17 protein-coding genes and 2 pseudogenes are annotated in these 20,698 nt (G+C 46.7%); 1 reads left to right on the forward strand and 18 read right to left on the reverse strand.

Going from position 1 to position 20,698, the window contains the following annotated elements; translation table 11 throughout:
• Nucleotides 1–677 precede the first annotated feature (677 nt).
• Nucleotides 678–2,177, forward strand: coding sequence for a serine hydrolase domain-containing protein (locus tag I2G42_RS10205; protein ID WP_055227711.1), 1,500 nt, complete (start codon nucleotides 678–680; stop codon nucleotides 2,175–2,177).
• 144 nt (nucleotides 2,178–2,321) lie between these two features.
• Here the strand turns inward: I2G42_RS10205 and I2G42_RS10210 are convergent, their stop codons facing one another.
• The 18 genes and pseudogenes from I2G42_RS10210 to rpsD all read right to left on the reverse strand — a co-directional run bounded on the left by I2G42_RS10210 (nucleotide 2,322) and on the right by rpsD (nucleotide 20,689).
• Complete coding sequence (locus tag I2G42_RS10210) at nucleotides 2,322–2,501, reverse strand: hypothetical protein (protein WP_055227713.1); 180 nt, start codon at nucleotides 2,499–2,501, stop codon at nucleotides 2,322–2,324.
• A 13-nt stretch (nucleotides 2,502–2,514) separates the two neighbouring features.
• Nucleotides 2,515–2,892 (reverse strand): annotated as a pseudogene (locus I2G42_RS10215) (IS1634 family transposase); the annotation flags it as partial.
• Nucleotides 2,893–3,036 (reverse strand): annotated as a pseudogene (locus tag I2G42_RS10220) (transposase); the annotation flags it as partial.
• Nucleotides 3,037–3,100: 64 nt separating this feature from the next.
• The gene (locus I2G42_RS10225; protein ID WP_055220731.1) at nucleotides 3,101–5,176 is read right to left on the reverse strand and encodes an efflux RND transporter permease subunit; all 2,076 of its coding nucleotides are present in this window, start codon (nucleotides 5,174–5,176) and stop codon (nucleotides 3,101–3,103) included.
• Between the two features lie 228 nt (nucleotides 5,177–5,404).
• Nucleotides 5,405–6,283, reverse strand: coding sequence for a NifB/NifX family molybdenum-iron cluster-binding protein (locus I2G42_RS10230; RefSeq protein WP_055227718.1), 879 nt, complete (start codon nucleotides 6,281–6,283; stop codon nucleotides 5,405–5,407).
• Nucleotides 6,284–6,404: 121 nt separating this feature from the next.
• A complete protein-coding gene (locus I2G42_RS10235; protein ID WP_055227720.1) occupies nucleotides 6,405–7,643 on the reverse strand; it encodes an aminopeptidase P N-terminal domain-containing protein in 1,239 nt (412 codons plus the stop codon).
• Between the two features lie 119 nt (nucleotides 7,644–7,762).
• The gene (locus I2G42_RS10240; RefSeq protein WP_055227722.1) at nucleotides 7,763–9,022 is read right to left on the reverse strand and encodes a S41 family peptidase; all 1,260 of its coding nucleotides are present in this window, start codon (nucleotides 9,020–9,022) and stop codon (nucleotides 7,763–7,765) included.
• Nucleotides 9,023–9,105: 83 nt separating this feature from the next.
• Nucleotides 9,106–10,020 carry a permease-like cell division protein FtsX gene (gene ftsX, locus I2G42_RS10245; RefSeq protein WP_022461639.1) on the reverse strand — a complete coding sequence of 305 codons (915 nt, stop codon included), beginning with the start codon at nucleotides 10,018–10,020 and terminating at the stop codon, nucleotides 9,106–9,108.
• Nucleotides 10,010–10,693, reverse strand: coding sequence for a cell division ATP-binding protein FtsE (gene ftsE / locus I2G42_RS10250; protein WP_022461638.1), 684 nt, complete (start codon nucleotides 10,691–10,693; stop codon nucleotides 10,010–10,012). Before ftsE ends, ftsX begins: the two co-directional genes overlap by 11 nt.
• Before the next feature lie 26 nt (nucleotides 10,694–10,719).
• Nucleotides 10,720–11,808 (reverse strand): PucR family transcriptional regulator, encoded by a 1,089-nt coding sequence (locus I2G42_RS10255; RefSeq protein ID WP_022461637.1) that lies wholly within the window; start codon nucleotides 11,806–11,808, stop codon nucleotides 10,720–10,722.
• 185 nt (nucleotides 11,809–11,993) lie between these two features.
• A complete protein-coding gene (locus I2G42_RS10260; RefSeq protein ID WP_022461636.1) occupies nucleotides 11,994–12,863 on the reverse strand; it encodes a YitT family protein in 870 nt (289 codons plus the stop codon).
• A 5-nt stretch (nucleotides 12,864–12,868) separates the two neighbouring features.
• Entirely contained in the window at nucleotides 12,869–13,657 is a 789-nt protein-coding gene (locus tag I2G42_RS10265; RefSeq protein ID WP_055220739.1) for a WecB/TagA/CpsF family glycosyltransferase, read from the reverse strand.
• Between the two features lie 104 nt (nucleotides 13,658–13,761).
• Nucleotides 13,762–15,876 (reverse strand): glutamine synthetase III family protein, encoded by a 2,115-nt coding sequence (locus tag I2G42_RS10270; protein WP_055220741.1) that lies wholly within the window; start codon nucleotides 15,874–15,876, stop codon nucleotides 13,762–13,764.
• Between the two features lie 414 nt (nucleotides 15,877–16,290).
• Nucleotides 16,291–17,154: a class II fructose-1,6-bisphosphate aldolase gene (gene fba / locus I2G42_RS10275; protein WP_022461579.1), complete on the reverse strand. Its 864-nt coding sequence runs from the start codon at nucleotides 17,152–17,154 to the stop codon at nucleotides 16,291–16,293.
• Nucleotides 17,155–17,333: 179 nt separating this feature from the next.
• Nucleotides 17,334–18,233, reverse strand: coding sequence for a diacylglycerol/lipid kinase family protein (locus I2G42_RS10280; protein ID WP_055227725.1), 900 nt, complete (start codon nucleotides 18,231–18,233; stop codon nucleotides 17,334–17,336).
• A gap of 186 nt (nucleotides 18,234–18,419) precedes the next feature.
• Entirely contained in the window at nucleotides 18,420–18,956 is a 537-nt protein-coding gene (locus tag I2G42_RS10285; RefSeq protein ID WP_022461577.1) for a bL17 family ribosomal protein, read from the reverse strand.
• A gap of 104 nt (nucleotides 18,957–19,060) precedes the next feature.
• Entirely contained in the window at nucleotides 19,061–20,023 is a 963-nt protein-coding gene (locus tag I2G42_RS10290; protein WP_022461576.1) for a DNA-directed RNA polymerase subunit alpha, read from the reverse strand.
• Between the two features lie 72 nt (nucleotides 20,024–20,095).
• Nucleotides 20,096–20,689 (reverse strand): 30S ribosomal protein S4, encoded by a 594-nt coding sequence (gene rpsD, locus I2G42_RS10295; RefSeq protein WP_022461575.1) that lies wholly within the window; start codon nucleotides 20,687–20,689, stop codon nucleotides 20,096–20,098.
• Between the last annotated feature and the right edge of the window lie 9 nt (nucleotides 20,690–20,698).

A 20,698-nucleotide genomic window follows, 5' to 3' on the forward strand; every position in this document is an offset into this window, starting at 1 on the left:
ATATTTTATCAATTAACACAATTGTTATTTTGTCCATCTTCAATTACTTGCGTAAATTCGATGGACGCGTCTTATATATCCCCATAGCTGAAGCAAGGGGTTTTACGACGCATTGGATAAAAATGACTAGTCAATATTACTAAATTCAAAGGTTAATTCTCCTATATCTTACAATATACTATCTATGATATCCTTCAGATAAGTAAAAGCGCGCGTAAAAAACTTAAAATAATCTTGGAGGATCATCACAATGAGAGATAAGAATAATGGAGAGATTGCAAAATCTCAAATGTTTGGATACGCACTTTTTGGCTGTGGAGCTAATTGTCTGGGTGGTATTTTTGGTTCTTTTTAACACTGTATCTGACCGACAATCTGCTGTTGTCCATGTCGTTTATTGCTTTTATGATGTCTGCCGGACGTATTATCAACGCAGTGACAGAATTTTCAAGCGGTTTTATCATTGACCAGACACACACTTTGTCTCTGTGTAAATATGACGCTCAAGCTGCAAATAATGGCATTGCACAATCTTCTGTCACCCTGTTTGCTGAAAGATGCGGATATGCAGTCGTTCCTTTGGTCTGTAGCATTTTGTTAGTTTTGATTAGTAACTTTATGAATCCAGATGAAGAAGTTATAAAATTGAGAAATACCCAATAAAGGAGAGAATTCTAATGACACAATTATTCAATAAATTTTATATTCCTGAAGATGTAGGCATTTCCTCTGTAGCTATTGCCCAGTTTCTGAAAGAATGTGATGCAATAAATTATAAATTGCGGACTCTTCATATTGTTCGCCATGATAAAGCGATAGCAGAAGTTTCCAAATATCCGTTTTGTGCACTTGATAAAAGATTGGTATATTCCGTAAGCAAAACATTTACATCCACGGCTATAGGGATTGCGGTAAAAGAAGGTTTGTTGCGGGTAGATGATTTCCTTCTTGATTATTTTCCGGAATGTCGAGATTTGGACATGGATGATGCAGCCCGTACCATAAAAATTTGCCATCTTTTGACTATGAGTACGGGTCATGGCGTGGATACAGTGGGAGATATGTGCAATGGCATAAGACCCTGGCCGGAAATCTTTTTTACCAGAAAAATAGTATATGAGCCAGGAACTCATTTTGTCTATAATTCCGGAGGAACTTATATGCTGTCAGAACTTATCAGCCGTGTGACTGGCATGTGCCTGAAAGATTGGTTACAGACGCATCTATTTGATCCTCTGGAGATTACAGATGTCAGTTGGGATAAACATGGAGATGTTAACACTGGAGCATGGGGGCTTTTGATTGCTCCACGTGATCTCACAAAACTGGGACTTTTGTACTTACATAAAGGTGTTTACAATGGCATACGCATTCTCACGGAAGAATGGGTTACGGAGGCATCATACCCCCACATTTCCACAAACGTGCAGGGATGTGCCGGATGGGGCCGCCACTATGGATATCAAATTTGGGAGAACAGTCCGGGGAGCTATCGTGCTGATGGAGCATTTGGCCAGTATTGCATGGTATTTCCGAAAATGGATATGGTTATCACAACTACTGCTGAAGAAACGGATGGAAGCAGAATTTTCCCTCTGCTTGAAAAGTATATCCTTAATAACATAACTGAGCAGCCGAAACCTCGTGATGCATGGTGTTACCAATACATGAAAAACGTAATGAACCAGTGGGAAACTCCTGTTGTATATTCGCCGAGTGCTTCTTATCTAATGCATATGCTTCAGGGAAAAGAATTTGATTTACGCAGTCGTACATCAGATGAAAAACATACTCTTCGCTTTGAGATTGGCAACAGCCGTATGGAGTTTGTAATCGATGAAATACAGACTATTCACAGTTCCTGTACTGTTGATTTGTTTGGAGAAACCACATATGCAATTGAAATTCCGTCAAATAGCCCACTTATTGGAGACGAACAGAGAAACCGTATTTGGAAATATGCTGCCCATCACAGTTGGGTAGACCAGAGTACCCTTATTTTGACTATATGCTGGCAGGAAACCGGGCATTCACAAACATGGAAATTCTATTTTCATGAAAATACCTTGACTTTGATTGTCACAGATAGTACTAAAGGAATGTTTGAATTGTCTGGTGCGGTGAGTGACCGGAATGTAAGATTTGCTGATATGATTTTTGATGGTGCTTTTAGATAGAAACACGTAAAAATACTCCGGGGATTTTTATTTTTCCCCGGAGTATTTCTGTCAATATAATGTTCATTATTTTAGAAACCCTTAATTTTCTCACCACACACAGAACACATTTCCAGAATATACTATATTTATCAAATGAAACAGTTACCTAGATTCTAATGCTTTTAGAAGTTCATCTCTCTGATATGCTTTTCGGATATCATATAACTTTTTCAGTTCATCCACCGCTTTTTCATGGGCTTCTCTTGTTCTTGCTACTTTTGCTTCAGCCTGTTCGATCTTAAATTCCAATGTCTGCTCACTGTTTCTACGTATTCTTGCCATTTTTTCTTCTCCTTTAGTCCTTGTCCGTCCTATCTTGCAGTGTCTTTCCGATTTCTTTTGCCTGATTCCGTACACTTCCTTCACTTAACCCGAATTCGTCCAGGATGGTCTTCTGTGTTGCTGTGACGGCATGATCCAGCCTATAAAAGCCGTCCAAATGCCTTATCATTACAATCTTTTCCAGTTCTTTCAGTGCTGCCGGTACCGTCATATAATTCGGTTTTTTCAGCATCTTTTCACATTTATCTTTTAACGCAGTATAGATTCTGCTTCGCAGAATCAGAGCAATAAACTGAATGAATATCTTGGAAGAAAGTGCTTCCTCTGAACAGACCCGCATGCTTTTATTTCCAAGATAAGACTTGTCACTTCGAAATAGTTTTTCTGATGCATAAGCAGCAAGCTTTCGGGTCACGCCATTATCCCTTACAGAATAATGGATTGCATCGATGTAGAGAATAGGATAGACCTCGTCCAGTGGCCGGTTCTACCAGTCTTCAATCCGTGGCAGAATCTTATCCGTCACATCAGAAATTTGAACGCAAAGCAAAAAAATTCCCCCGCACCAGCTACTTCCGGTACAGGGGATTTGTCATACTTTATTTTGTTTTCTTCTTTAAAAATCCAATCGATGTCTTACAGATCAGTTTATCGAAAATCATAAACATTGCCGGCAGAATCAGGATAACAACGACCATACTGATGATCGCGCCCCGCGCAAGCAGGGTACAGATGGAACCGATCATCTCAACCTGAGAGTAGCAGGCTACACCGAAGGTTGCGGCAAAGAAACTCAGGCCACTGCTGATGATGGACGGCATACTGGTCTTATGCGCAATACTGATAGCTTCTTTTTTGTCTTTTCCATTCTGGCGCTCTTTCTGATAACGGGTTGTCATCAAGATAGCGTAGTCCACGGTTGCACCGAGCTGAATCGCTCCGATTACGATGCTGGCCACGAATGGAAGGCTGGTTCCCTGATAATACGGGATTGCCATATTCAGCATAATTGCAAACTCGATGACTGCTACCAGAATAATCGGCAGAGAAATCGATTTGAAGATCAGCAGAATGATGATAAAGATTGCACCAATGGAAAGCACGTTTACGTTGACAAGGTCAGCATCGGTAACATCCTGCAGATCTTTCATCAACGGTGCTTCACCGATGACCATTCCATCTTTATCGTAGGATTTTACGATTTTGTCAATCGCTTTGACCTGTTCGTTTACTTCATCTGTTGCGGACTCATATTCAGAGCTCACAAATGCAAGCTCATACTCATCGCTCTGCAACATGCTTCGGAGATTTTCCGGGATCATGGATTCCGGAATCGTCGGTCCAAGCAGGGAACTCATGCTGATGGTCGATTTGACACCTTTTACGTTGCCGATCTCCTCCATCATTTTCTTTTTCTGTTTGGAATCCATATCGCGATCCATCATCACAATATGCATGTTGCTTACGTCAAACTGCGCTTTTACCTCATCATTTGCCACGTTGCAGTCCAGGGTAGCCGGAAGAGAACGCGCAATGTTGTAGTAAATCTGGGTATGATTGTTTCCGTAGATCGACGGGAACAGCAGGATCAGGAAGATCACAACCCACGCCTTATAATGTTTGGTGATAAAAGCGGATGGTTTATCCAGACTCTTTACCAGCGGTCTATGTCTCGTTTTCTCAATTGCCTTGTCAAATACCAGAACCATGGCCGGCAGGACGGTGACACAGCAGACAACGCCGATCAAAACACCTTTTGCCATAACGATACCAAGGTCGCGGCCAAGGGCAAAGGTCATAACACACAGTGCCAGGAAACCGGCTACGGTGGTAACGGAGCTTCCGGCTACGGATTTGAACGTGTTGGCGATTGCATGGCCCATCGCACGCTCTTTGTCATCCGGGAAACGCTTTTTATTCTCCTCGAAGCTGTTCAGCAGGAAGATGGAGTAGTCCATCGTAACACCAAGCTGCAGCACGGCGGTCAGCGCTTTTGTGATGTAGGAAGTCTCACCAAGGAACACGTTGCTTCCCAGGTTGTAAAGGATTGCAAGTCCGATACTTAACAGGAACAGGATCGGAACAACGAAGGAAGTCGATGTCAGCTCGATGACAACGAGGCTCAAAACTGCGGCGATGACAACGTAAACCGGCAGCTCTTTTAATGCTACGTTTTTGATATCGGTAACAACACCGGTCATACCGCCGATGAAGCACTGCTCGTTCGCAATTTTACGAAGATCCTCGATTGCCTCCATGGAGTCATCGGAAGAAGTCGTATTGTCGAACAGAACGAGCATCATGGTTGCATCCCCATTGTAGAATGCTTTCCGGAGTTTTTCCGGGATCATCTCAACCGGCACGCTGATGTCTGCCACATCGTCATACCATAAAACTTCTTTTACGTGGTTTACCTGCTCGAATTTTTCTTCGAGTTTCTGTACGTCCTTCATTTCCATGTTTTCCACGACAACCATGGAGAACGCACCCATGCCGTATTCATCTACCAGAATGTCCTGTCCTTTTACAGTTTCCAGATGCTCCGGCAGATAGCTGAGCAGATCATAGTTTACTTTCGTTGCTGCCATTCCGATGACTGACGGAATAATCAGCAGAAATCCAATGATCAGCATCAGAATCCTGTGCTTGGCAATCCATTTGCCAACTTTAACCATTTTCATTCATCTCCTCTGATTCATTTTTAACTTGTTTTTCTAGTACCACATCTTACAACTTAAATGACTATTAGTCAATATTTGAAATGGCAAAAAATGAATTTTGGTCATTTTTTGTTTACTTTTACAAAAAATAACGGAAATCGGAAATGGGAATCGTTGATTTTTCTGCGCATCAAAAAAGAGTGCCTGGCTCCTTCGTCCTGACACTCTTTTTTATGCATTTTTTTATTTCACTTCAACCAGCTCAATCTCAAAATTCAGCTCTTTTCCAGCCATCTCATGGTTGGCATCAAACGTGATATTGGTCTCGTCTTTTGCGGTAACTTTTACCGGGAACGGCTGGCCGTACTGGTTCTGCAGATAAACCTGCTGTCCGACCTCTACTTCCTCTGCTCCCGGAAGCTGTGCGATCGCAACGGTGAAAATTGCGTTCGGATCCGGCATTCCGTAAGCCTCCTCCGGCATCAGATGGATGTTGACTTTTTCGCCGACTTCCATCTCTGCAACGGCTGCATCGAAGCCGCGGATCATCTGGCCCACACCGCAGATGAACTCGAGCGGTTCGCCGCGGTCGTAGGAAGAATCAAACTGGGTTCCATCGTTGAAGGTTCCTCTGTAGTGGGTACGGCAGGTTTTTCCGACATTCTTACCTTCCATAACCGGAGTCGGTGCACCGCATCCGCCGCCGCAGGTTCCGCAGGAACCGCCGCAGGAGCTCTCCTCTTCCTCATGGCTTCCGCAGTGATCCCCGCAGGAATGACCTTCCTCGTGATCGTGATGATCACACGTTGCACCCGCAGATGTGAGGGTTCCATTTAAGTAAGCTTCAACTGCTGCATCCACATCTCCTTCCGCTCCGGAGCAAAGTTCCACGCCTGCCTCGGCAAGTGCCGCCTGTGCTCCGCCGCCAATGCCGCCGCAGATCAGAACATCCACGCCCTGCTCGGAAAGAAGGCCTGCCAGTGCGCCGTGGCCGGTTCCGTTGGATCCGATCACTTCGCTGGAAACCACTTTATTGTCTTCTACTTCATAAACTTTAAAGTTCTCTGTTTTTCCAAAGTGCTGGAAAATATTCCCGTTATCGTATGTGACTGCAATTTTCATCTTGTTTTCTCCTTTTCATCTGTTCCTGACCTTTTCCTGCTTTTCCGGAAAATTTTCAGGATTTTTTGCGCCTCTTTTCTTTGGGCTTTGTTTCGGTTTGGCATCTTCCGATGTCATTTTTTTACTTTTCCTGCATAAACGCTTCAATCTGATCCGGATCACGCATCACGGCTTCAGAAAGAACCTCGCTGCCGTTTTCTGTAATCAGAATATCGTCCTCAATCCGGATACCGATTTCCCATTCGTCAATATACAGACCCGGTTCGTCGGTAATAATGGCACCCGGACGCAGCTTATCATTCCATGCCGCGGTCACATCGTGTACATCGATGCCGAGGTGATGGGAAACGCCGTGCATGTAATAGGTTCCGACATCCTCTTTCTTCTCGATCAGGCCAAGTTTCACACAGCCCTCGCCGAGAACATCCTTTGCGATATCGTCGAGCTCTTTTAATGTCATACCCGGTTTTGCTGCTTTTGCAACGGCGCGGTTTGCTGCCAGAACAACGTCGTAAACCTGTCTCTGACGGTCCGTATATTTTCCGTTGACTGGATACGTTCTGGTGATATCTGCGCAGTAGCCCTGGAATTTTGCTCCGAGGTCCATCAGAAGCAGGGTCTCATCCTCGCACACGTCACGGTTGGTGTCGTAGTGCAGCATCGTTCCGTTTGCACCGCTTCCTGCGATCGTCGGGAATGCGGTTCCGTCTGCTCCCTCGTGGAAAATCTTGTACTCGAAATCAGCCTGTGCCTGATACTCGGTGCAGCCCGGTTTCAGATTCTTCATCACGAATTTCAGCGCGTCGTCGGTGATCTTGATTGCCTGGCGGACGAGAGCGATCTCATCCTCATCTTTCTGCATCCGCAGTGCTGCGATGACAGGAGCAATGTTTTTAATCGGTCTGCCTGGAAATTTCTTTGCGAACTCCTCTGCCTTTACCATGTTGTAATCCGGCAGATCCTCGACCTGATAGCGGTAGCAGTCGAAATACAGGGTTCCGATGTCCTCGCGTGCCATCAGACGGTTTACCATGCCCTCAAAGGAATCCAGGAAACGAACGTCATCGATTCCGGTGATCTCCTGTGCCTCGGATACGGTTACTTTTCTTCCAAACCATCTCTCCTGGTTCAGATCCACTTCCTCGATAAACAGAATGGATTTCTCCTCTTTTGCGGTCTTTTTCATCATCAGGATCATGTGATCTCTGCGAAGGCCGGTCAGATAGAAAAAGTTGCGGTTTGCTTCAAACGGCAGATATTCGTCTGCGCTGACATGCAGCTCGATTCCAGAAAACAAAAGCAGTGCAGAATCCTGGTCCATTTTATCAAAAACCTGTTTTCTTCTTTCTGTAAAGTTCATCTGTCTTTCCTCACTTTCTTTTAGAGCCTGCCAAGATCTGTTTTCGGCTCCTCTACTAAGATAACACGTTCGTGCTTTTTTTCCTACCTTTTTCCTGCTTTTCTGTGAAAATTCTTATTTTATTCCGCACTTTCCAGTCCTTTGACAACTTCCAGCGCTTTTTCGAGCTGCACATCGCTCGTCGCGTCATCCGGCAGCTCCACCTCGACATCCGGCGTAATGCCGACCTTGTGGATGTCGTTTCCGAGCGGCGTGTAATAATGAGCAATCGTCAGTTTCACCACGCTGCCGTCCGAGAGCTGGAATGTATTCTGGACAATGCCTTTTCCGAATGTCGTCGTTCCGACAATCGTTCCGATGCCGTAATCTTTGACTGCTCCCGTGAAGATTTCTGCCGCACTTGCCGTATTTTCATTGACCAGCACGACGAGTGGAATCGAGATCGGGGTATCGCCGTCGCAGGTATACTCTTCCCGTTTTCCATTTGTATCCTCGGTATACACGATGAGTCCCTCCGGCAGGATCTGGCGCAGGGTATCACAGACTGCCGTCACGAGGCCGCCCGGATTACCGCGCAGATCGATGATCAGGCGCTCCATGCCCTGATCCTGCAGTGACTGGTATGCTTTCTGGAACTGCTCGGAGGTAAGCCCTGTAAACTCGCTGATGGCCAGATAGCCGATCTTGTCGTCCAGCATTTTACCGTCTGCCACAATCGCCGCAAGCTTCTCTTTTGTGACTTCCGTTTCAATCAGACCCGCCTCGCCTTCCCGCTCGATGGAAAGCGTCACGGTATCGTTCTCGCTGTTTTTCAGAAGACCGACCGCATCGTTGAGGCTTAAGCCTTCGAGTGTCTGCCCGTCAATCTTTACAATGCGGTCATCCGCCTGAATACCGGCCTTCGCCGCCGGGGTATCGTCCTGTACGCCGGTGACCTGCAGCTTATCGCCGTCCAGCGTCACCGTAACACCGATGCCCTGATAGTAACCCTCCTGCGCTGTCTTGATCGCTTCGTATTCCTCTTTCGTGTAATACGTAGAATACTTGTCGCCGAGGCCGCTGATCAGCCCTTTATACATCGCATCCGACAGCTCTGTGTCATCCACATCGCCCGCGTAAAGCTGGCTGATCATCGCTTTGATCGCCGCCGTCTTCCGCCACGCCCAGAAGCCGCCGGGGTGGTCCGCACTGCTTCCCGGCCAAAGAAACGTTGTTCCGACAAGCACGATCATTACAATCGCCAGCATGGAAATCATGCCCGCAAAGTAGCTCTTCCGCATCTCATTTTTTCGGTTTTTCTTTCTGTTTCTGCGCTTTTTCGGTTTTTCCTGCTCTGCCGCTTTTACGCCCTCTTTTTCTTCCTTCATCAGTTCTTCCAAAATATGCCTCCCAATCGAAAGATCCCGGAATCTTTTGACGGATTCCGGGACTTATTTTTACTTTATTATATTGTCTAATCCTATCAGACTTTCAAGTGTTTTCGAATCGTAAAGATACTGCCGACAAGTCCGATTCCCATACCGAGAATGAGTCCGACCGGAAGCAGAATCCGGAATACGGCCGATACCGGCATGAATGCCATAAAGTTCGACAGTACGCTGAACTCCGTCATAACGTAGCTGATGACTCTGTTGTATACAACGTACAGCAACCCCAGCGGAATCGCTGCTCCGACAAGACCGATCAGGATACCCTCGATCAGGAACGGAGCCCTTACAAACAGGTTCGTCGCACCGATCAGCTTCATGATACCGATCTCCTCTTTCCGGACCGAAATACCGATCGTGACGGTATTGCTGATCAGGAAAACAGATACGGCAAGAAGAATCAGGATGATCGCGATGGAAACGTAGCCAATGACACGGTTCATCGTCGTCAACGTTGTTGTTGCACCCTCGGCCTGTTTAACCTCACGGACACCGTCCAGCGAGCGGATATACTCAGCCAGTGCATCCTGCGTCTCTACCTGGTATACGTAAACCTCGTAGTGAGCAGAAGTTGCGAGCGGGTTGTCGTTTGGCTTAAAGCCGTCCTTGTATTCCTCTTTTCCTTCGAAATACTGTTTTGCAAAGTTTTCCCACGTCTCATCCGCGGAAACATACTTACATTCCTTGACCACATCGGTCTTGGCCTTGATCTCCGTTCCGATCTCATCGATTGTCGCCTGATCCACATCTTCGTTGAAGAAGACGGTCATGGATACGTCTGTCTCGGCATTTTTTACGATGTAGTTAAAGTTGATGACAACCGCAAAGAAGATACCGAACAGAAAGATACAGGCTCCCATGGTTGCGATGGATGCCAGCGAGAACATCTTGTTTCTCCAGATGTTTTTGACACCCTGTTTGATGCTGTAGCCCAGTGTACTAAACCTCATGGTACTCGCCCTCCTTCTCATCGCTGACTACCACGCCTTTTCGCATGGTAATAACGCGTTTTTTCATGGAGTTGACGATCTCACGGTTGTGGGTTACCACAAGAACGGTCGTTCCTCTGTTGTTGATTTCCTCCAGGAGCTTCATAATCTCCATGGAGTTTCCCGGGTCCAGGTTTCCGGTCGGCTCGTCCGCCAGAAGAATGTCAGGCCGGTTGACAATGGCTCTTGCCACGGCAACTCGCTGCTGCTCTCCTCCGGAAAGCTCCTTCGGGAAGGATTTGTACTTCTCTGCCAGTCCGACCAGCGTCAGGACTTCCGGCACGCGCTTTTTGATGACGCGGTTCGGTTTCTCGATGACACGCTGTGCGAATGCTACGTTTTCATAGACATTCCGGTCTTTTAAAAGGCGGAAATCCTGGAATACGACGCCGACACCGCGGCGGTATTTCGGCACTCTCCAGCGTTTCATTTTATTTAAGATCTGTCCGTTTACCTTAATGGTACCGGATGTGGGCTCGAGTTCTTTCAAAAGGAGCTTGATCAGCGTCGATTTTCCAGAACCGCTGTTTCCCACGATAAAGACGAATTCCCCCTTCTCGATGTGTAAGGATACGTTGTTGACGGCCGGCTGGCCTTTCGCGTAACTCTTACTTACACTATCCAATGTTATCATGCAATTCCTCCTTCAAGGGTTCTCGCTTAATAATCGAGCGTTTCCATGTATTTCATGTACTGCACAACCATAAGCGCAATCTTGAATGTGATCGCATCTTCAAAAACTCTAAGATCGAGTCCCGTGCTCTTCTGCAGCTTATCCAGCCGATAGACAAGGGTATTTCGGTGTATATAAAGCTGTCTCGAGGTTTCCGAGACATTCAGAGAATTTTCAAAGAATTTATTGATCGTTGTCAGTGTCTCTTCATCAAAGTCATCCGGCGATTTGTTGCCAAAAATCTCTTTGATGAACATTTTGCACAGTGGGATCGGAAGCTGGTAAATCAGACGGCCGATACCCAGTGAGCTGTATGCATAGATATCATTCTCAGCGGAGAAGATTTTTCCGACGTCCATCGCCATTCTGGCTTCTTTGTAGGAACGCGATACTTCTTTGATCTCCTTGACAATGGTACCGTAAGCAACGTGGGTTTTCCCCTCCTCATCTCTTCCTGCTGCTTCCAGAATGGTGGCTGCCACTTTGTTCATCTGGGCATAATCCTCACCTGGAGCAAGTTCCTTGACGATGATAATGTTTTTCTCATCGACGGCAGTTATAAAGTCACCGGATTTGGTACCGAGCAGACTCTTGACGCTTTCCAGCGCCCCGCTGTTTTTATCCGGATTTGTCTCAAGAATAAATACAAGGCGGCGTGCTTCCACTTCAATATGTAACTTCTTCGCCCTGTTGTAGATGTCGACCAGCAGCAGGTTGTCGAGCAGCAGATTCTTGATAAAGTTGTCTTTATCGAAGCGCTCCTTGTAGGCGGTAAGGAGGCCCTGAATCTGGAAGGTAACCATTTTCCCGATCAGGTGAATGTCATCGTTTCCGCCTTTTACAACCAGAACGTACTCCAGCTGGTGTTCATCGTATACTTTAAAAAACTGATAATTTTTCATGGTCTGGGAATCTGCCTGAGACTGCGCAAACGTTACAATATCATTCTGGCTGATCTCAACCTCCGGAAACGTCGTTACCAGAACTTTTCCTTCTACATCAGTCACGCAGAGTTCGACACGCGAAATATTTTTGATTCCCTCAATGGTACTCTGTAAAATCTGATTTGAAATCATATTTTCTTCCCTCTTTCATCCTATAGTTTGTCTCCGGCTGCACCCGCTTTCATTGCCAGGCATATCCACACCCCTATGGTTCTGCGCCTGATGCAAAGTACCTCACAGATATAATTATTTTAATACAAAATAGACAAAAAAGGAAGAGAAAACACAACATTTATACCACAAAATACGTAAAAAGGTCAGGAGAAATCCGTCTGGAAGCCCTCTCCTAAGACCTCTCTTGCATCCGACACAACGACAAACGCGTCCGGATCGATCGTTCCTACGATCTGTTTGAGCTGCGGGATCTGTTTTTTGCCCACAACACAGAATACCATCATACGCTCTTCGCCCGTGTACATTCCCTTTATGTGGATGCCGGACGCGCCGCGGTCGAGTTCTTTCATGAGCTCATCGGCTACCTGCTCCGGATGCGCGGTAATGATAAACGCAGATTTCGCATAATTCATACCTTCCATCAGGGCATCCGTCACTTTCGTCGTCACGTAGATTGCCACGATCGCATAGAGCGAAGCGTGGATACCGAAGACAAAAATACCGGCGATGACGATGATTCCATCAAGCACCTGCATAACCTGTGCAACGGAATAGTGGCGCAGCTTTCTCTGGATCAGAGCCGCCATCATATCCGTTCCGCCCGTCGTACCGTTTCCGATGAAGACGAGCCCGATGCCTGCTCCCATCAGAACGCCGCCGAACAGTGCGGAAAGCATCCTGTCATCCGGCACCAGCTGCAGCACCGGGAGAACGGCAATCCAGAACGTATTCATCAGGGTTCCGAAGATGGTTTTCACCAGAAAATCGCGGCTCATGCGGATTCCGAACAGAAAGAGCGGAATGTTCAGCACAAGGTTCGTCACCCAGAGCGGAACTCCTTTTCCGAACAACATCTGGCTCAGTTGTTTGATGACGATTGCAAGACCGGAAAATCCTCCGGTAACAAGCCCCGCCGGGTCGTAAATCGAGCTGGTCGCAACCGCCATGACCGCGGTTCCCAGCGTAATCAGCAGATAATCTCTCCACTGCTGTTTGTTCCGTATCCAGTTCATGAACTTCAACCGTCCTTTTCGCTGTTATATTTTGTTACCATCCGCTTGAACGTATTCTTCTTTAGCAGAGTTCCCCACCAGCTCGTTTTTATACCGGCCTCGTTCTGCAGCGTCGAATGCTCGCCAAGGCTCAGCCAGATTTTTGCGCTGATTTTGCTGCTGTTTTCCAGAACGAAACGATCCTGCCGCGTTCCTGCAAGGCCGCTCACAATCACGTCCGTCGTCTGGCTGTTGATCTCGTTGACCAGGCTGTCAAACGCGGATTCCTCCAGCGTCTCGACAACAGCACCGCCTCCGATCTCAATGCCGGGATACGTTTCTGTCAGATATTTCTGCAGTGTCTGCAGTTCTTCCTCAGTGTCGCCCAGTACGAAAATCCGGCTTTTCGTCTGAATCAGTCCCCAGAAAAAACGGGCGATGAACTCGTTCGTCTCCACTTCCTCATAGGACGGCGTCTCCGGGTCAATTCCTGCTGCCTCCAGCACCTCGGTTTCCCCGATGACCGTCAGATCCAGATCTTCGATATACTGTTTCCACGTCGGTTCCTTGCTCGCCTGCATCAGCATCTGCATCGTAACAATCCCGATGGTGTTCAGCTTATCGTTCGAGAGGTATTCCTCTGCAATCTCCATTGCCGCATCGACGCGGTAATGTTTCAGCTTCACACCTAAAATTTCCAGTTCTGCATTCATAGTTCTGTATGCTTCTGTTTTTCTCCGAAATTCCAGAAGCGTTTCCTCCATGTTTTCCTGCCGCTTGTTCCGGCAGCGCTGTCCGCCCTTTTCTTCTGGCAACAACTAATCTCCATTATACTAAAAAAAGAGGCTGTTGTCAAAAACAGCCTCTTTTTCTGCCCTGTTTTCACAGAATTTTTACAATTTATCGGACCGTCTGCGGATTAAACCTCAAACATCAGATCGCCGTAAGACGGCATCGGCCACATCTCTTTGTCTACGATCATCTCCAGTTTGTCAACCGGTGCACGGAGTGCCTCCATAGCCGGAGTAACTTTCTCGTAGTAGTATTTTGCTTTTGCTTCGCCGTCTTCCATCTCGCATCCTGCATTCTCGATTGCGATCAGCTCGTCGAGTGCTTTCTGAGTTTCCTCAAGCAGTGCACTTGTCTCGTTCAGCAGATTCTTCTGTACACCAACTGCCGTAACACCTGCTGCGGTGATGGTGTTGATGGATCCAGCCAGGGAAGTCGCATATTTGATGACTGCCGGGATGATCTGTTTGCTTGCCATGTCGATCATGGTCTTTGCTTCGATGTTGATGGTCTTTGCATAGTTCTCGAATTTAACTTCTGCACGGGATACCAGCTCTGCCTCGGTGAATACTTTGAAATCGCCGAACAGTTTGATTGCGGTATCAGTGGTCAGTGCCGGGATTGCGTACACCATGGATTTGATGTTCGGAAGTCCTCTTCTCTCTGCCTCAGCTAACCACTCATCTGCATATCCGTCGCCATTGAAGATGATTCTCTGATGCTCACTTAAGTTCTTCTTGATCAGATCATGGACAGCGTCCTCGAAGTTTTCAGCGCCTTCCAGTACATCGCATGCATCGCGGAATGCTTCTGCAACGATGGTGTTCAGTACGATGTTCGGAGCTGCAACGGAGTCACGGGAACCAACCATACGGAACTCGAATTTGTTTCCGGTGAAGGCGAACGGTGAGGTTCTGTTACGGTCGGTAGCGTCTTTCTTGAGATCCGGAAGTGTCTTAACACCAGTCTCCAGAACGCCCTCTTTTTTACTCTTGGTTGCATTTCCGGTGCTGATCAGCTGCTCAACAACGTCCTCCAGCTGCTCGCCAAGGAATACGGAAATGATGGCCGGCGGTGCCTCGTTGGCTCCCAGTCTGTGATCGTTTCCTGGATCGGCTGCGGACTCACGGAGCAGATCTGCGTGAACATCAACAGCTTTCAGGACGCAGCTTAACACAAGCAGGAACTGAATGTTCTCGTGCGGTGTTTTGCCCGGCTCAAGAAGGTTGATGCCGTCATCTGTGGTGATGGACCAGTTGTTATGTTTTCCGGAACCGTTGACACCTGCGAACGGTTTCTCATGCAGCAGGCATTTCAGTCCGTGCTGGCATGCAATTCTCTTTAAGGTCTGCATTACGAGCTGGTTGTTGTCAACTGCTACATTTGCCTCGGAATAGATGGAAGCCAGCTCATGCTGTGCCGGTGCAACCTCATTGTGCTGTGTCTTTGCGGTAACGCCCATCTTCCACAGCTCAATGTTGACCTCCTTCATAAAGGAAGCAATTCTCTGACGGATGGTTCCGAAATAGTGATCGTCCATCTCCTGTCCTTTTGGAGGCATTGCGCCGAACAGGGTACGGCCGGTGTAGATCAGGTCTTTTCTCTGCAGGAATTTCTCTGCATCTACCAGGAAGTATTCCTGCTCCGGTCCTACAGAAGGAGTTACTTTCTTGGAAGTGGTGTTTCCGAACAGTTTTAACAGACGCAGGGACTGTACATTCAGAGCTTCCATGGAACGAAGAAGCGGTGTTTTCTGGTCAAGCGCCTCTCCTGTGTAGGAGCAGAATGCAGTCGGAATGCAGAGGGTTGCGCCTGCTGCGTCCTGACGAACGAAAGCCGGTGAGGTGCAGTCCCATGCTGTATATCCTCTTGCCTCAAAGGTAGCACGCAGTCCACCGGACGGGAAAGAAGATGCATCCGGCTCGCCTTTGATCAGCTCTTTACCGGAGAAGCTCATCAGTACTTTGCCGTTCGGCATCGGTGCTGTGATAAAAGAATCGTGCTTTTCTGCAGTTGTACCAGTCAGCGGCTGGAACCAGTGTGTATAGTGTGTTGCTCCTTTTTCAATTGCCCATTCTTTCATCTCATGTGCAATCGTATCTGCAGTAGCAAGATCCAGCTCACCGCCTTCTTCGATGATCTTTTTCAGCTTCTTGTAAACATTTTTTGGAAGACGTTCCTGCATTACAGTGTCATTGAATACATTTTCGCCAAAGATTTTGGCCGGATTTACATATTCTCCCATTTTCTTTCTTCCTTTCCATTTGTGAATTTTGCGATGCGACCTTCCCGCCGGACTCTAAAAAGGTCCTGATACAAGAAAAAGGGGTTCTCAAAAAGCAGCTAAGGAAAGCTAAGTTTTTGTAGAACGCCCTTGTTTTACATTCGCATATGGATTTGATTTCCAACTGATACTAAAATAACTCAAAAACTTAAAAAACGCAAGTGCTTTTTTGAACTCAGTCCCTTTTTCGTATTATTTTACAAAACTTTCCTAATTCAGGCGAAAAAATTAGCGGATTCGATGAAAGCTTTCGCGGCAGTCGTCAAGGTCTCGTGCAAGCACGGACTTTGACTCGTTGCTCGCGAAAAAAAATACTGTGCGGACCCTGAGGAGGAAGTCCCCCAGGAATCCTGCACAGCATTTTCGTGCTTAAACTCAGGCTTTGTTTGCAGAACCGAACAGTTCGATTTTCTCTCTTACAGTAGCTTTGATAGCTTCTGCGCCAGGAGCAAGCAGTTTACGAGGATCGAATCCTTTACCCTGCTGATCTTTTCCCTCTTCGATGTATTTACGTGTAGCTGCTGCGAATGCAAGCTGGCACTCTGTATTTACATTGATTTTGGAAACGCCAAGATCGATGGCTTTCTTGATCATGTCATCCGGGATACCTGTACCACCGTGAAGAACGAGCGGCATAGTTCCTGTCAGCTCCTGTACAGCTGCCAGAGTCTCAAAGCTCAGTCCCTGCCAGTTAGCCGGGTATACACCGTGGATATTGCCGATACCTGCTGCAAGCATATCTACACCGAGGTCTGCAATCATCTTGCACTCGTTCGGATCAGCGCATTCGCCCATACCTACAACACCATCTTCTTCTCCACCGATAGAACCAACTTCTGCTTCCAGAGACATTCCTTTCTCTTTGCAGACAGCTACCAGTTCTTTTGTTTTTGCAACGTTCTCTTCGATCGGATAGTGAGATCCGTCAAACATGATGGATGAAAAACCTGCTTCGATGCATTTGTAGCATCCTTCGTAGGTTCCGTGATCCAGATGCAGAGCAACCGGAACAGTGATGTTCAGCTCTTCGATCATAGCTTTTACCATGGCAGCTACAGTCTTGAAACCTGTCATGTATTTTCCTGCACCCTCAGATACGCCAAGGATAACCGGAGAATTCATCTCCTGTGCGGTAAGAAGGATGGATTTTGTCCACTCCAGGTTGTTGATGTTAAACTGACCAACTGCATAGTGGCCGGCTTTTGCTTTGTCCAACATTTCTTTTGCTGATACTAACATAGCTCAAATGACCTCCTGTGTCTGTAATTGTGCCGTGTACCGTTTTCAGGCTTACGGCATACTTGTTACTTTCATAACTGGTTTTATTATACAACATCTTTCTGCAAATGCCAAATGGTTTTCGTGGCGAAATCCATTTTTTTGCACTTTTTTGTGAAAAACTTATCAAAAAGCCGTGCCTACTTATTGTTCAGAACCAGTTCCATGGCATGTTTGTGCGCTTCGATGCAGACATAGCCGTGATCTCCGCCGTATTCGCCGTCCAGAGTCCAGGAAATCTCCTGGTTGGACTCGATGATGATGCGGTCGGTCTTGAACGAATCGATGAGGTCTGTGTGATCCTCCTGCATCAGCAGGGACGCAATGATCTCATTCAGTTCCAGCGGGTTTTTCGGGCGTTTGATCAGGGTTACCTCGAAGAGTCCGTCATCCAGGCGTACATCCTGTCCCGGCAGGTTTTTGAAGCCGCCGACGGACTTGGCATTCGTCACCATACCGTAGATATACTCTCCCTCAAAGGTTTCCCCGTTTGCCTCGACTTTAATCCAGTACGTCGGCACATTCCAGATCCGTTTGGATCCCTCCAGCAGGTATGCCAGATGGCCGAGAATGTTTTTCATGTGCTGGTCTGTCTCATAGGAAACATCCGTGAAAAGGCCGAATGCAGCGATGTAGACAAAGCTGTCGTTGTTGAACGCTCCCACATCACAGGAATACAGGTTTCCCTCGATGATATCCTTTGCCGCCTGTACCATATCTTTCGAAATAGAAAGACTGTTTGCAAAGTCATTGGTGCTTCCGGCCGGAATATAACCGATCGGAACGCGCTGATCCACTTCCATCAGACCGCTGACAACTTCATCCAGTGTTCCGTCGCCCCCGCTGCAGACAACGAGATCCACCTGCGGCGCAAGCTCCTTTGTCTTTTCGAAACCATCTCCGACTGCCTGCGTCGGGTGGACAATGACTTCATATCCGCCTTTTACAAAAACATCGATAATTTCAAACAGTTTACTTTTAATCTGTGCTTTTCCGGAAAACGGATTAAAAATAAACAACATTTTTTTCTTGCTCTCCATGCAAATGCTCTCCTTTGTATCCCATTTTAGCTGTTCTGTATTCTGTATTGTACCTTATTCGCAAAGCAGATGCAACCCCGTACATTGCCACAATTTCGCAATTGTGTCATATAAAATATGATATGCAACAAAACAGGAGCTACCTACTAAGAGGCAGCCCCTGCGAATTTCAAAACTATTTACAGATTAAACCAGCTCGATTACAACTTCCATAGCTGCATCACCTTTACGCGGTCCGATCTTGATGATACGGGTATATCCGCCGTTACGGTCTGCATATTTCGGAGCGATCTCATCGAACATTTTCTGTGGCATATCGATGGACTTGGTGTTTTTCTTGCGTCCTGCTGCTTCGGTCGGAACCTCTGTTACAGGATAGAAGAAGCTTGCCATCTGACGTCTAGCGTGAAGTCTGGACGGAAGATCTTTTTTGATCTCTTTCTGAACTTCATCGTATACGGTAACTTTTTTGCCGTCTTTTACTTCTTTCACACGTTTGCCATCAGCATCTTTGCGAGCTACTTTAGCAGTAACGGTAACGGTCTCAAAGTTATCTTTCTCTTTTACAGCCAGTGCGATCATGCTTTCAGCGATCTTGCGGATCTCTTTCGCTTTGGTCTCAGTGGTAACGATTTTTCCGTGATACAGAAGGTTGGTTACCTGGTTTCTTAATAATGCTTTTCTCTGGTCAGATGTTCTGCCAAGTTTTCTATATTTTGCCATTTTAAATTTTCCTCCATTTGTGGAACCCGCAAGTCATGCTGCCTCGGACTTACTGACAGGGGGTTTTCGTCTACAAATCAAACGGAAAGATAAATCGCTGTGATTTATTCTCCGTCCCCAGGACTCAGTGACAGTCCCAGTTCTTTCAGCTTTGCAAGTACCTCTTCCAGAGACTTGCGGCCCAGGTTACGAACCTTCATCATGTCTTCGGAAGTTTTGTTGCACAGCTCTTCTACGGTATTGATACCGGCACGTTTCAAGCAGTTATAGGAACGCACGGAAAGCTCAAGCTCGTCGATGTTCATCTCCAGAACTTTCTCTTTCTCATTGTCCTCTTTCTCGATCATAACTTCTGCTGTCTTCGCATTCTCAGACAGATCGATGAAGAGTTTCAGATGCTCGCTTAAAACCTTAGCTGCCAGGCTGACTGCCTCGTCCGGATCCAGTGTTCCTCTGGTGTAAACATCCAGTGTCAGTTTATCGTAATCGGTAATCTGACCTACACGGGTGTTCTCCACTTTGAGGTTTACACGCTCAACCGGTGTATAGATAGCATCCACAGCGAGAACGCCGATCGGCATGTCATCGCTCTTGCCTTTGTCAGCACTGATATAACCGCGGCCTTTTGTGATCGTCAGCTCCATGTACAGCTTGCTGTCCGGGCCGCCGTTCAGGGTTGCGATTACCTGATCCGGATTCATGATCTCAATATCCTGATCTACCTGAATATCGGATGCTCTTACAACTCCCTCGCCCTCGAACTCAATATAAGCAACTTTTGCTTCGTTGGTTTCGCTGTTATTGCGGATTGCAAGGCTCTTCAGGTTCATGATGATTTCTGTAACGTCTTCTTTTACTCCAGGGATGGAGCTGAATTCATGAAGAACGCCCTCGATTTTAACCTGGCTTACTGCTGCTCCAGGGAGGGAAGAAAGCATAATTCTGCGAAGAGAATTACCTAATGTGATACCGTAGCCTCTTTCCAGAGGTTCAACCACAAATCTGCCGTACTTCTTGTCATCAGAAATCTCAGTAATTTCAATTTTCGGTTTGTTAAAATCAAACACTCGAAAGCCCCTCCTTTTAAATTGGTTGGCTCATTACTCATGGGAATAAAGCCTTCCGCGTATGGCGATTCTTTATTTAGAATACAGCTCGACGATCTGCACTTCGTCAACCGGAACATCGATCATTTCGCGGGTAGGACGCTCTTTTACAACACCTTTGAGTGCCTCAAGATCAGCCTCGATCCATTCTGGAGTCAGACGGCCGCCTGTAACCTCTACGATGTCTTTATATCTCTGAGAGGATTTTTTACCCTCTTTGATTTCGATGGTATCACCAGCGCTTACAAGGTAAGACGGGATATTTACCTGTTTGCCGTTAACCAGAACGTGTTTGTGGTCAACGATCTGACGTGCTTCTTTTCTGGTTCTAGCCATTCCCATACGGAACAGAACGTTGTCCAGACGGAGTTCAAGAAGGATCATCAGGTTCTCACCAGTCTGTCCTTCCATTCTGTCAGCCTTTTTGTAATAGTTAACAAAAGGTTTCTCCAGAACGCCGTAGATGAATTTTGCTTTCTGTTTTTCTCTTAACTGAAGACCATACTCAGACATTTTTCTGTTTGCTCTTTTCAGCTGTCTTGTGGACTTCTTATCAATTCCAAGATATACAGGATCCATTCCGAGGGATCTGCATCTTTTCAGGACTGGTACTCTATTTACTGCCATGTTCTTAAC

The organism is Fusicatenibacter saccharivorans (genome assembly GCF_015557635.1).
GTDB lineage: Bacteria > Bacillota > Clostridia > Lachnospirales > Lachnospiraceae > Fusicatenibacter > Fusicatenibacter saccharivorans.

What these genes read in the sequence shown, in the direction of transcription:
- rpsD (WP_022461575.1), bottom strand. Translation starts at nt 20,689, where the DNA reads ATGGCAGTAAATAGAGTACCAGTCCTGAAAAGATGCAGATCCCTCGGA.
- I2G42_RS10255 (WP_022461637.1), bottom strand. Translation starts at nt 11,808, where the DNA reads ATGATTTCAAATCAGATTTTACAGAGTACCATTGAGGGAATCAAAAAT.
- I2G42_RS10205 (WP_055227711.1), top strand. Translation starts at nt 678, where the DNA reads ATGACACAATTATTCAATAAATTTTATATTCCTGAAGATGTAGGCATT.
- I2G42_RS10230 (WP_055227718.1), bottom strand. Translation starts at nt 6,283, where the DNA reads ATGAAAATTGCAGTCACATACGATAACGGGAATATTTTCCAGCACTTT.
- I2G42_RS10270 (WP_055220741.1), bottom strand. Translation starts at nt 15,876, where the DNA reads ATGGGAGAATATGTAAATCCGGCCAAAATCTTTGGCGAAAATGTATTC.
- fba (WP_022461579.1), bottom strand. Translation starts at nt 17,154, where the DNA reads ATGTTAGTATCAGCAAAAGAAATGTTGGACAAAGCAAAAGCCGGCCAC.
- I2G42_RS10285 (WP_022461577.1), bottom strand. Translation starts at nt 18,956, where the DNA reads ATGGCAAAATATAGAAAACTTGGCAGAACATCTGACCAGAGAAAAGCA.
- I2G42_RS10280 (WP_055227725.1), bottom strand. Translation starts at nt 18,233, where the DNA reads ATGGAGAGCAAGAAAAAAATGTTGTTTATTTTTAATCCGTTTTCCGGA.
- I2G42_RS10225 (WP_055220731.1), bottom strand. Translation starts at nt 5,176, where the DNA reads ATGGTTAAAGTTGGCAAATGGATTGCCAAGCACAGGATTCTGATGCTG.
- ftsE (WP_022461638.1), bottom strand. Translation starts at nt 10,693, where the DNA reads ATGATAACATTGGATAGTGTAAGTAAGAGTTACGCGAAAGGCCAGCCG.
- I2G42_RS10235 (WP_055227720.1), bottom strand. Translation starts at nt 7,643, where the DNA reads ATGAACTTTACAGAAAGAAGAAAACAGGTTTTTGATAAAATGGACCAG.
- ftsX (WP_022461639.1), bottom strand. Translation starts at nt 10,020, where the DNA reads ATGAGGTTTAGTACACTGGGCTACAGCATCAAACAGGGTGTCAAAAAC.
- I2G42_RS10210 (WP_055227713.1), bottom strand. Translation starts at nt 2,501, where the DNA reads ATGGCAAGAATACGTAGAAACAGTGAGCAGACATTGGAATTTAAGATC.
- I2G42_RS10260 (WP_022461636.1), bottom strand. Translation starts at nt 12,863, where the DNA reads ATGAACTGGATACGGAACAAACAGCAGTGGAGAGATTATCTGCTGATT.